Genomic DNA, 11223 nt, shown 5'->3' with positions numbered 1-11223 from the left:
ACACCTTTGAAGCCCAATTCGTCTCTCAATAAAGTCGTCAACAGGTAATAGGACGAATGAACGGGAGTTCCATTGATCTCGGAACTGTTCACCATCAACGTCGCAATGCCCGCATCTATTGCGGCTTTGAATGTAGGAAGAAAGTACTCGCGAAGATCGATGTCGGAAATCCATGCAGGCGTTCGGTCTTTGCCGGTTCGCGGAAAACTGTACCCAAGATAATGTTTGGCGCAGGCGGCGATGCGCTCTGGATTCGCAAGATCGTCGCCCTGATTGCCCTTAACATATTCCGCGCCGAGCGTTTTTGCTAAATAAACGTCTTCGCCAAACGTTTCAAATAGACGAGGCCATAATGGCTGGCGACCTATATCGAGCACCGGATTGAAATTCCAGGGAATTCCGCTAGCAAGAACTTCGACGGCCGTAATTTCGGCGCATTTTCTTACCAATTCCGGATTCCATGTCGCCGCCATCGCCAGATTCTGTGGAAAGATCGTTGCGCCGAGCGTATAATTCGCACCATGAATTGCATCGATGCCGTATAATATTGGAATTTTCAAGCGGGTTTTCTGAGTCGCAACATCCTGAATCCGAGTGATAACTTCGCGCCAGTAATCGAGCGAATGTGCCGCATCCCAGACATTTAAAATAGAGCCGACCTGATATTGGGTAATCGCCTCGTCTAATTTGGCCGAATCGAGTTCGTGTTTCCACTTCTCATCTCCGCGTGTTCGGGAAACGACCTGAATCGCCACCTGTGTCATCTGTCCGATCTTCTCTTCGAGAGTCATCCGGGACAGCAAATCGGCGACACGTTTTTCCACTGCCATTTCGGATTTATTTGGCATTCCAGCAAACAAAAGCAAACCCGGAAAAAGGACACAGAAAATCGTACGTAGAATTCTCATCATCGACTCCTCTTATCAATTCATATCAATTTTAGAAAAACATTCCCCACAGCGAAAGAACGGCCAACGCCAAAACGATTGAAAGACCAATGTTGATTTTATTCCAATAAGGATTCGTCGTCTCGCGACAATTGAACAGTTTGCTGTGCAAATTTCCGGAAGATAGAAAAGCAATCCGTTTATTGTCTTTTTCGCGAACAGTCACCAGACTTACAAAAACGATGACCGCGGAGGAAATAGCAAAAAGTAAAATGGCGAAATGCAGATAGTTCATCCCGGCATACCAACGTAAAAAGGCAGAATCCCAAATACCGGTCTTTAGAATGATCTCCAGAACGAGGCGAAATGCGCCAAACGCCGCACCAATAATCAGCGCAGAAAAAGCCGCTTTCCCATTTGCACGTTTCCACAAAATACCAAATAAGAAAACAGCGGCGATCGGCGGACTGATATATGCCTGCAAACTCTGAAGGTAAATGAACAAATGCGGGCTGATGCTTCGAATCAGCGGAATCCAAAGTATGCCGATAACAACCAAAAGTGTTGTCGCCAATCGTCCCATGAGAACAAGCTGGCGCTCCGTTGCCATCGGACGAATTTGTTTGTAGAGATCCATTGTGATCAGCGTCGAACTGCTGTTGAATGTACTGGAAAGCGACGACATCATCGCCGCCAGAAGTCCGGCGATGACAATACCGCGCACGCCCGACGGCAATAAATGACTAATTACAAGTGTCGGATACGCCTCATCACCTTTGATTCCGGGAAAGAGCGCCAGTGCAATCATGCCCGGCAAAATCAACAGAAAAACCGGCAATATTTTCAGAAATCCAGCAAGAATTGTCCCAGTCCGAGCATTATTGATATCCCGGGCGCTCAGCACACGCTGAACAATCACCTGATCGGTGCACCAATACCAGACAGCAAGGATCGGAGCGCCGAAAATAATTCCCGTCCACGGAAAATCCGGATGGCTCGCCGGTTTGAACATTTGGAAAAAATCGGCAGGCAATGCAGTTTTCAAACCGGATAATCCACCGACCTCATTTAATCCAAATACAGTCAGGAGCAATGCGCCACTAATAAGAACGACCGTTTGAACAATTTCGGTGTAAACCACTGCCCCAAAGCCTCCCGCAATCGTATAGATTCCCGTCAGAATCACCATCACACAAGCCGACGTCACCATATCCCAACCGAGAATTTGATTCAAAAGCAATCCGCCCGCATAAAGAGTCACGGAAATCTTGGTCATGATGTAAGCAATAATTGAGATTGTCGTCAGATAAATCCGGCAGGAACGGTTGTAGCGAAGTTCAAGAAATTCCGGCATTGTATAAACACCAGATTTTAGATACAGTGGCGCAAATACCCAACCTAAAAGCAAAACAAAAAAGCACGCCATCCATTCAAAATGCCCGACAGCCATACCGCTACTCGCTCCCGCACCTGCCAAGCCAATGAAATGCTCGCTCGAAATATTCGTCGCAAACAGCGAACAACCGATAGCAAGCCAGCCGACGTTTCTACCCGCTAAAAAATAATCAGAACTCGTCTGCTCCCTATGGGAAAAATAGAGCCCGACAAGCATCGTGCCTGCAAAATACAAAAATAGCAACAAAACATCGAGATTCGTCAGGTATTTCAGCAACATTTTCTCCGGGTAGATCGGTTATACATCTCATTTAAAAAAATGGCAACAACTAAGCCAACCACATTTAAAATTGCATCCAGAGTGTTCGATTAGCCGGGCACAACAAAAACCATCCACTTGGTTATCAAAACGATAAGAACGAGTTATTATTTTAGAAACGACCAGACGTCTTGTGGATTCATCTCTGTCATTTCATTCCCAATTCCTTAGAAATACGATAATAATTCGGTGGAGCGAGTCCAAGTTTTTTAGCGGCCTCAGCATCCGTTTTGCTATTTTCGCGAACGAACTGCATATAATTTTTCCGGAACTGCCGTTCGATTTCTGTCAGCGGCAAGATTTGATTTTTATCAAACCGATAGGTTACCCGCATATCCGGTTGGAAATTTTTTGCACCGATTGATACCAATACCGTTTTCTTCGAGATAGATTCTTCGCTACTGAGAAAAATCATACGTTGAAGCGTATTCTGAAGTTGCCGGACGTTTCCCGGCCACGAAAAATCGGTCAGCACATCCATCACACCGGGCTCAAATTCCGGAACCGCTCGCCCCAAACCGTGGCAGTACCGCCGGAGATAATGGTCGGCGAGAACCGGAATATCTTCCGGTCGTTCCTGAAGCGTTGGGACGTAAATTTGAAGTACGTTCAACCGATAAAAAAGGTCTTCGCGAAATTCCTTGTCGCTGACCATTTTCTCAAGGTCTTTATTCGTGGCGGAAATGACGCGGACATCGACCTCGTAACGTTGTTTTCTACCGATCTTTTCAATTTGTCCGTCCTGCAAAACGCGCAGAAGTTTTGACTGCGCCGAGAGCGGGAACTCACTGACTTCATCTAAAAAAATCGTTCCATTGTTCGCCTGTTCAAAAAGACCCGACCGACTGTCTTGCGCACCGGTAAATGATCCTTTCTCGAATCCGAACAATTCACTTTCGATCAGTTCACGCGGAATGCCACCGCAGTTAATTGGCACAAAGTTCTCGAGTTTGCGACTGCTTAAATAGTGAATATTCGTCGCCACAAGTTCCTTACCCGTTCCGGATTTTCCGTAGATCAACACATTTGCATTGGCATCGGCGTATTTGCGTATCTGCTCCCGAAGTTCCTGAATTGCCGATGATACACCAATGATGACTTTCCGCGATAAAATATCGCTGACCGTCCGACTCAACTTGTTTTTCGAGTGTTCCCGGTCGATTTCCAACCGGCGTTTTTCGTAAGCATTGACAATGCTCAGGATGAAGTCCGTCGGCTGATAGATAAAATTTTCAATATCGACCGGATACTTCGTGCAAAACCAAAATGCTCCAGCGCGGATTAGCCGGTTCGCAAAGTCAAAATTGGTCTGGTAAATCGTCATCTTGGTGATGGCGATAATCTGAACCGTGGCGTTAAGTTTCCGGATTTCCCGAATCAATTCCTCACCCATAATGCCGCCCGCGATCTGAAAATCCATCACCACAACATCATAATCATTTTGAGCGATCAGTTTCAGCGCGTCGCCCCCGCTGGAAACGATATCCGAAATGATGATTCTCTCGTACGGTTTGAGCGTGTTTTGTATCCGCCGCACATCAAACGCTTCGTCTTCGATTAACAGCAGGCGGATGGTATTTTTAATCATCTTGATTCTCCAATCGGCTTCATGCGACTAAGGTTTAGAATTATCCATTTGGAACGGTAATGACGACAACGGCGCCGCCTGTTTCCGCATTTTGAACGTCTAACGACCAACCACAGCGATTGACACTCAATTCATAAGCAATGTAACAACCGTATCCGGAGTTGATACTATTCTCCCGGGTTGACGTATTTTCCAGAAAAATTTTCCGGACACTTTCTTCATTGAAAGCGAGTAGATCCGAGTCGATTCCTTTTCCATTATCGCGAATATGAATCGTTGAACGCTCTTCCGACGGCTCATATTTCGTTTGAATTGTAATGATGACATTTTGCCCCTGATTATGATCGACACAGTTCTGAATCAGCGGTTCGAGAATTTCCCAGATCACATATTCGTTGATCTGAACCGGCGGAAGCGCCGGATCGAGTTCGAGTTTGAACTCACAGGCACTGTTTTTTTCATAGACGCGCTGGAAAACGTATTCGACTAAAAAATGAATCACCTGATTGATATCCGTACTGAAAATCGGGTTGCGTGTCGCATGGATCGGCGGTTCAAACCACTTCATATCATAGATGACCCGTGAGATAAAATTCGAGTATTTCGTGGCGACATGTTTGAAGGCGGAGATGTTCATTTCCGACAAGTTTCGGATTTCCTCCTTAATAAATCCCATGATCTTTTCCGCTTTGTGATGCGCGTGATAAATACGTTTGGTGAAGAGCGCCTCTTTCTGGTGTTCGATGTCGCTCTTGATCTGATCTTCCCGTTCCTTAAACAGAAGTTCCTGTGCATGATCGCGTTCTTTGACGGTGTAGGACGTAATGTAAAACATTGCCAACAAACCAAACAAAATCAACGCAGTGAAAACGATGCTTGTCTCGTCATAAACGGTTGAAATTTCCCGGACAATCTTGCTCAGGTCGGGCGATATCTTCATATAAACGACACCTTCGAATTCGCCTCTCAGCACAAAAGGAACCAACACATGAAACGATTGAACATTGTCCCAAGTACAATTGATCTGCTCAGTCTGCAATAATTCATCCTTCGCTTCCCTGTAACGCCGGATCGCTTCGGCATAGACTGATTTATGTTTCTGATCCGGAATCTGGTCGTGAAATAACAATGCATAAAGTTCTTCGCCCTGATCGATGATGAACGGCTTCCCGCCGAAACTGAAAACGACGCATAGTTGGTCCACATTCTGCTGAAGCGTCTGTTGATTCATGATGATGTTGAACACCTGAATGATTTTTCGTGAATTGGCTTTGGTTTGAACGGGATTCGTGAGACTCTGTTCGACGATAAGTTCGAGCGACGTCGTCGTCAGATTAGCGAGGCGAACCGCCGAATCTTTCCGGTATAGGCTCATGCTCTGTTCAATGAGGTTCCGGCTGGAAACTTTATGCAGATACGAAAGAAAAAGCTGGAATGTTGCCAGAACGATAAAGAAAATGATAAAATGCCGGACTTCAAATCGGTAACGTTGCAATCGGTTCAGAACGCGGTTCATCGATCGTATAGTTTATTTAATAAAATGTTGCTTGGATTCGATGGTTTTATCCACCTCTTCCAAGGCGGTCTTTACGTTTATCTCGCCCTTTAGTGCTTTTCCAAGATGAAACGATAAAATGTCAGATATCTTGGTATAATCCGCCAGTGGAGGTCGGTGGACGCCGTAATGCATCATCTGTTTGATTTCCACGAGATAAGGAAATCCCTTCAGAATCTCCGGATCATCGTAAATATCCTGACGAATGGGCAGATATCCGGAGTAGCGCAGAAGCGTTTCTTGGGATTCTTTGGATAGAACAAACTCCAGAAATTTAACCGCTTCCATTTTTTTTGTCGAATGTTTGGAAATCATCAGATTCCAGCCACCGAAAACCGTGACCGGTTGCCGACCGTCGAAATGAGGCAAACAGGCCATACCGAGAAGTTGAACCTTGGCTGAATCGGAATCTGGAACTTTCATATCTTTTAAAAAACTCGACCAGCCTCTGAAAAATGGCGCGTCATGTTTGAGCGCCCAGAAATAAGAATCCTGCTCGTTAAATGTCGTCACTTCAATTGGAGATAAACGATATTTGTGAATCAAGTCCACCATAAACGCGGCGCTTTTTCGCCCTTCTTTGGTATTGAAACGAAGCATATTTCCATTATGAATGTTTCCGCCCAAAGCAAAGAAAATCTCGAAATAGTTGCAGATTAGCCCTTCATAACTATCGCCTTGAAATAGGTAGAAATTCCCATCAACGCCATATTTTCGTGACAGTTCGATCATTTCTTCCCACGTTATTGATTGCTTCAATCTCGCCTCAAAGTGTTTTTCGTCCGTGAACCTCCTCAGAAGATCGCGCCGGTAATACAAAACGCCCAAATCTATGTAGAGCGGAACCCCAACAAGCATTTGATTGAAATAACAGGTCGAAAGCGCCGGACGAATCAGATTAGAGAGATTTTTTTGTGAAAAATATTTCGCCAGCGGTTCACCCCATTTCGCAAAACGCGGCGCCCAAATCTGATCAACGGCAAAGATATCGATACGGCTATCGCGATCTCTCAATGACCGGGCAATCAGTTCTTTCCGTTCATTCGTCGAAAACTTGGTGAAAGGAAGATTAATTGGAACGATCTCGATCTCGTTTTTGTTTTTTTCGTTGAAGCGGCGAATGATTTCCAAATGCGCCGAAGACATATTATCAACAAAATAGATCTTCGTCGGTTCTTTCAGGCGGTTATTTTGCCGATTCATTGTAAATAGATTAAAAATCAAAACCAAAACCAAAGATAAAGTGAACAAGGTAAAAAAAAGTACATATTTCCCGCTAAGATTTGTTTTATTCATTTCATAATTAGTCTGACAATCAGGTCGTAAGATTTCATATCAACAGAATATACTTCCATAAATTTAGTATTGCAACAGGCACTTATCAAAATGATAACAATTCAAAAACCTTCAGACGTTTTTGCTCAGTTCGTGCCAGATCAGCGCCCCGGCTCCGAGAATCGCCGCTTCATTTTCCGCTAACCCAGAAGGAAGGATTTTGACCTTATTCCTGAAAATTGGCAACAGGTTTTTCTCCATGTGTTCCTTCGCCGGTTTAAAGATCAAATCGCCAGCCGCCGCCATTCCTCCAAACAGGAAAATCGCTTCCGGACTGAGATATTCGACGGTGTTAGCAAGCGTTTCTCCAAGCAATCTACCGGTAATTTCAAATGCTTTTTGAGCGATCACGTCGCCGGAAATTGCGGCTTCATAGACCGATTTTGAGGTAATTTGTTGAGTTGGGATCGCCCTAAGCGAACTTTTGTCGGTTTCCGTTACCAATAATTCGATGGCAGTTCTTGCAAGTCCCGTTGCTGACACATAGGCTTCAAAACAGCCGCGCTTGCCGCAACCACAGGCGCGACCGTCTCGTTCGATCATCAGATGTCCCATTTCACCCGCAAAGCCGTCGTGTCCATAGACGAGTTCGCCATTGACAATGATTCCGCTTCCGAGACCGGTTCCAAGTGTGATCTCGACAAAATTTTTCATGCCGCGCGCATTCCCGAACTGCATTTCGCCAAGCGCCGCCGCATTGGCGTCGTTCGTGAGAGCGACCGGAACGTCTAAATATTTTTTCACGATTGCAACGACATCGACGACTTTCCAACTCAAATTCGGTGGATTCTCAATCCTGCCAGTATAGTAATTGGCATTCGGAGCACCGATTCCGACACCACACACTTCGAACCGTTCGGGATTTTCACGAAAGAGCAAATCAATTTCCTCAAAAAGCCTCCGAAAAAAGTCTTCGGCAGGCTGTTCCGCATGGGTCGGCATCGCGCCTTTTGCAAGTATTTTTCCGCTTGGCTCAACCAGACCGAATCCAGTATTTGTTCCTCCAATATCCACGCCGACTACGATCTTGATTCCACTCATCTGTTTTCCTTTCGGTTGTTTACAATTTTCATTGCAATTCCTGTTTCGTCAAAAAATAATACCAAACTTAATTGGCGCCACCGGTTTTTCAAAATGCCGTCTTTACGACAATAGCGGATTTTCGCTTTTTTATCCTGTCGAAATTTTTAAATTACTGCCCGTTAGTTGATAAAATTTCATACTGTTTTAACACAATAGAATGTAAACAGGACAAGTAAATACGGAGATGGAGATTCATGGACAATCTGGAAACGGAGAACGTTCGCGATACGGACGTGGAGTTGATCAAAAAAATTCGATCGAAATTCGACGAAGTCAAAGAACTGGTCGAAGGCATGAAGTCCAAACTTCCCGATAAAAAAGAGAATTGATGACTTTACACGACATCCGGTCTTTGAAACGATTTTTCACCAGATAACCGGATTTATCTCAAATAGAAGGAGAATTGGGTGAATATTATTGTGCCGATCAAGCAGGTTCCGGAAACCAGCAACGTGAAAATGGATGCCGTCACCGGAACAATGGTGCGCGAAGGTGTCGAGTCGATTATCAACCCGCTCGATCTATACGCTATCGAAGCGGCTATCCAAATCCGCGATACACAAGGCGGAATGTCAACCGTGTTATCGATGGGCCCTCCGAAAGCGGAACTGGCAATTAAAGAAGCCATCGCCATGGGTTGCGATACCGGCATTTTACTGAGCAATAAAGCCTTTGCGGGAGCCGATACGTGGGCAACTTCTTACGTCATTTCTCAAGCGATCCGGAAACTTGGAAATTTTGACCTGATTCTCTGCGGCGAACGCGCCACCGACGGCGACACCGGTCAAGTCGGTCCAGGAATCGCCGCATGGTTAGACATTCCATTCGCAACATACATCAGCGCCATCGTTGAAATTCGTCCGGAAAGTCTCATCGTCGAACGTATGGTCGAATCCGGCTACGAAACGCTGGAAATCGCGCTTCCCTGCTTGCTCACCGTCGTCAAGGAACTGAATTATCCCCGACTACCGACTCTGCGCGGCAACCTGAGAGCGAAGAAAATGATATTAGAAGTCTGGGGCCCGACCGAAATTGATGCATTGACGGAAAATCTCGGTCTTCAAGGTTCACCGACCCGTGTTGTTAAAATCTCGACCCCGCAGGTTGCACGGAACGGCGAAGTCGTCCAGCCGAAAGACGAGCACGAGATCGAAATCGCCGTCGATGGGCTCATCAATTATCTCCAATCCAAAGAAATCATTTAAGGAACTAAAAATGTCATATACAGATGTTTGGATTCTCGGCGAACAGGAAGATGGCAAAGTCAAACTCGTTTCGTACGAACTCCTAAAGCGCGGACGCGCGTTGGCGGATAAACGCGGCGTCAAACTCGTCGCGATCATGCTCGGCAAACAAATTAACACAGAAGGTTTGCAGGAATTGATCCACCGGGGAGCCGACCGTGTTATCGTCGTCGAAAGTCCCTCGCTGGAGCACTTTCTTCCGGAACCCTATGTAAACACTTTTCTTTGTTTAATCCAACGATATCAACCTGAAATTCTGATTGCCAGCGCCACAACGACGGGACGAACCGTCATGCCCGCGCTCGCCGTCAAATGCAATACCGGATTAACTGCGGACTGCACCGATCTTGACATCGAAAACGGAACCGGTTGTCTCATCCAGACGCGCCCGGCGATCGGCGGAAACATTTTGGCAACAATCAAAACGCCAACGTGCCGACCAGAAATGGCAACGGTTCGCCCGCACTCGAATAAACCACTTCCGGCAGATACCACTCACACCGGCGAAATTATTTACGAAAGTATCGATCCAAATCTGCTGAAGAGCCGCGTCAAACGACTTGGCTTCAAAGCGAATATTGAAGAAGGCGGAAGCATTCAGGATGCTGAAATCATTATCGCCGGCGGAAAAGGCTTCAAGAAAAGTGACAATTTCCAAATGATTCACGAACTCGCCGGCATTTTCGGCGCCGCAGTTGGCGCCTCGCGCGACGCGGTTGATCTCGGCTGGGCAACCTATCCACATCAAGTTGGATTGAGCGGCAAAACCGTCAGTCCGAAACTCTATATCGCCATCGCGATTTCCGGTTCGGTCCAACATCTCGCGGGAATCAAAACTGCGGAAAATATCATTGCCATTAACAGTGATCCGGATGCGCAAATTTTTCAGGTCGCGAATTACGGAATCGCCGCCGACCTGTTTGAAATTTTGCCGGTTCTCATCGGCAAACTGAAAGCATTGAAACAACAAAAGTCTCTTTAGCGGAGGTTTATTATGTCTCATTACACGTATAATTTGATCAATCCACCAATCGTTGATGAACTCAAATCCATTGTCGGCGCGAAGTACGTCATCTTCGGCGAACCAGATAAAATGGAACCCTATTCACATGACGAAGTCGCCGAAAAGCATTACGCGCACATGCCGGAAGCCGTCGTCAAGCCACGAACTGCTGAGGAAATCTCCAAAATCATGAAGTTGGCGAACCGTGAAAATATCCCGGTCACGCCGCGCGGCGCGGGAAGCGGACTTTCGGGCGGCGCGGTGCCGCTCCACGGTGGGATTTCTCTCTCGCTGGAACGCATGAACGAAATCTTGGAAATAGACAAGGAAAATCTTGTCGTCGTCGTGGAACCGGGCGTCGTGACGAACGAAATCAACGAGAAACTGAAAGCCTACGGATTGTTCTTCGCCGGCTACCCCATGAGCGTCGAGAGTTGCTTCATCGGCGGAAATGTCGCCGAAAATGCGGGCGGCGGACGCGCGGTCAAATATGGCGTCACCGATCGTTACATCATCGGTCTTGAAGTCGTCACGCCCGAAGGTGAAATTATACATCTCGGCGGTAAATTGTCGAAAAACGTCGTCGGTTACGACTTTATTAAACTGATGGTCGGTTCGGAAGGCACACTCGGAATCTTCACCAAGATTTACATCAAACTGCTTCCGCTTCCAACGGAAAAGATCGATCTGCTCGTCATGTTCAAAGACGCCGAATCCGCTATTCGCATCGTCCCGACGATCATGACGATGGGACACGTCATCCCAACTTCCATCGAGTTCATGGACAAACTCTCGTTCCAGACTTCGTACAAAT

General features: G+C 46.3%; 9 protein-coding genes. 3 read left to right on the top strand and 6 right to left on the bottom strand.

Annotated elements, in window-relative coordinates:
* The 6 genes from COT43_06015 to COT43_05990 all read right to left on the bottom strand — a co-directional run.
* The coding region (locus COT43_06015) for a beta-glucosidase (protein ID PIS28633.1) at positions 1-908 on the bottom strand (908 nt) is incomplete at its 3' end.
* Between the two features lie 31 nt (positions 909-939).
* On the bottom strand, positions 940-2562 hold the full coding sequence (locus COT43_06010) for a sodium transporter (GenBank protein ID PIS28632.1): 1623 nt from the start codon (positions 2560-2562) through the stop codon (positions 940-942).
* A 187-nt stretch (positions 2563-2749) separates the two neighbouring features.
* Positions 2750-4189, bottom strand: coding sequence for a sigma-54-dependent Fis family transcriptional regulator (locus COT43_06005; protein PIS28631.1), 1440 nt, complete (start codon positions 4187-4189; stop codon positions 2750-2752).
* Between the two features lie 40 nt (positions 4190-4229).
* Positions 4230-5705, bottom strand: coding sequence for a histidine kinase (locus COT43_06000; GenBank protein PIS28630.1), 1476 nt, complete (start codon positions 5703-5705; stop codon positions 4230-4232).
* Between the two features lie 12 nt (positions 5706-5717).
* Positions 5718-7040 carry a hypothetical protein gene (locus tag COT43_05995; GenBank protein ID PIS28629.1) on the bottom strand — a complete coding sequence of 441 codons (1323 nt, stop codon included), beginning with the start codon at positions 7038-7040 and terminating at the stop codon, positions 5718-5720.
* A 111-nt stretch (positions 7041-7151) separates the two neighbouring features.
* Positions 7152-8120, bottom strand: coding sequence for a glucokinase (locus COT43_05990; protein ID PIS28628.1), 969 nt, complete (start codon positions 8118-8120; stop codon positions 7152-7154).
* A gap of 449 nt (positions 8121-8569) precedes the next feature.
* Here COT43_05990 and COT43_05985 point away from each other — a divergent pair, with 449 nt between their 5' ends.
* The 3 genes from COT43_05985 to COT43_05975 all read left to right on the top strand — a co-directional run.
* The gene (locus COT43_05985) at positions 8570-9367 is read left to right on the top strand and encodes an electron transfer flavoprotein subunit beta (protein ID PIS28627.1); all 798 of its coding nucleotides are present in this window, start codon (positions 8570-8572) and stop codon (positions 9365-9367) included.
* A gap of 10 nt (positions 9368-9377) precedes the next feature.
* Complete coding sequence (locus COT43_05980) at positions 9378-10388, top strand: electron transfer flavoprotein subunit alpha (GenBank protein PIS28626.1); 1011 nt, start codon at positions 9378-9380, stop codon at positions 10386-10388.
* Positions 10389-10400: 12 nt separating this feature from the next.
* The coding region (locus tag COT43_05975) for an FAD-binding oxidoreductase (GenBank protein PIS28625.1) at positions 10401-11223 on the top strand (823 nt) is incomplete at its 3' end.

Source organism: Candidatus Marinimicrobia bacterium CG08_land_8_20_14_0_20_45_22, from assembly GCA_002774355.1.
Lineage (GTDB): Bacteria > Fidelibacterota > UBA2242 > UBA2242 > UBA2242 > 0-14-0-20-45-22.
Note: the sequence above shows the minus strand (reverse complement) of the source record. Positions and strands in the feature narration are given on the sequence as shown.

What these genes read in the sequence shown, in the direction of transcription:
- COT43_06005 (PIS28631.1), bottom strand. Translation starts at nt 4,189, where the DNA reads ATGATTAAAAATACCATCCGCCTGCTGTTAATCGAAGACGAAGCGTTT.
- COT43_06000 (PIS28630.1), bottom strand. Translation starts at nt 5,705, where the DNA reads ATGAACCGCGTTCTGAACCGATTGCAACGTTACCGATTTGAAGTCCGG.
- COT43_05990 (PIS28628.1), bottom strand. Translation starts at nt 8,120, where the DNA reads ATGAGTGGAATCAAGATCGTAGTCGGCGTGGATATTGGAGGAACAAAT.
- COT43_05980 (PIS28626.1), top strand. Translation starts at nt 9,378, where the DNA reads ATGTCATATACAGATGTTTGGATTCTCGGCGAACAGGAAGATGGCAAA.
- COT43_05995 (PIS28629.1), bottom strand. Translation starts at nt 7,040, where the DNA reads ATGAATAAAACAAATCTTAGCGGGAAATATGTACTTTTTTTTACCTTG.
- COT43_06010 (PIS28632.1), bottom strand. Translation starts at nt 2,562, where the DNA reads ATGTTGCTGAAATACCTGACGAATCTCGATGTTTTGTTGCTATTTTTG.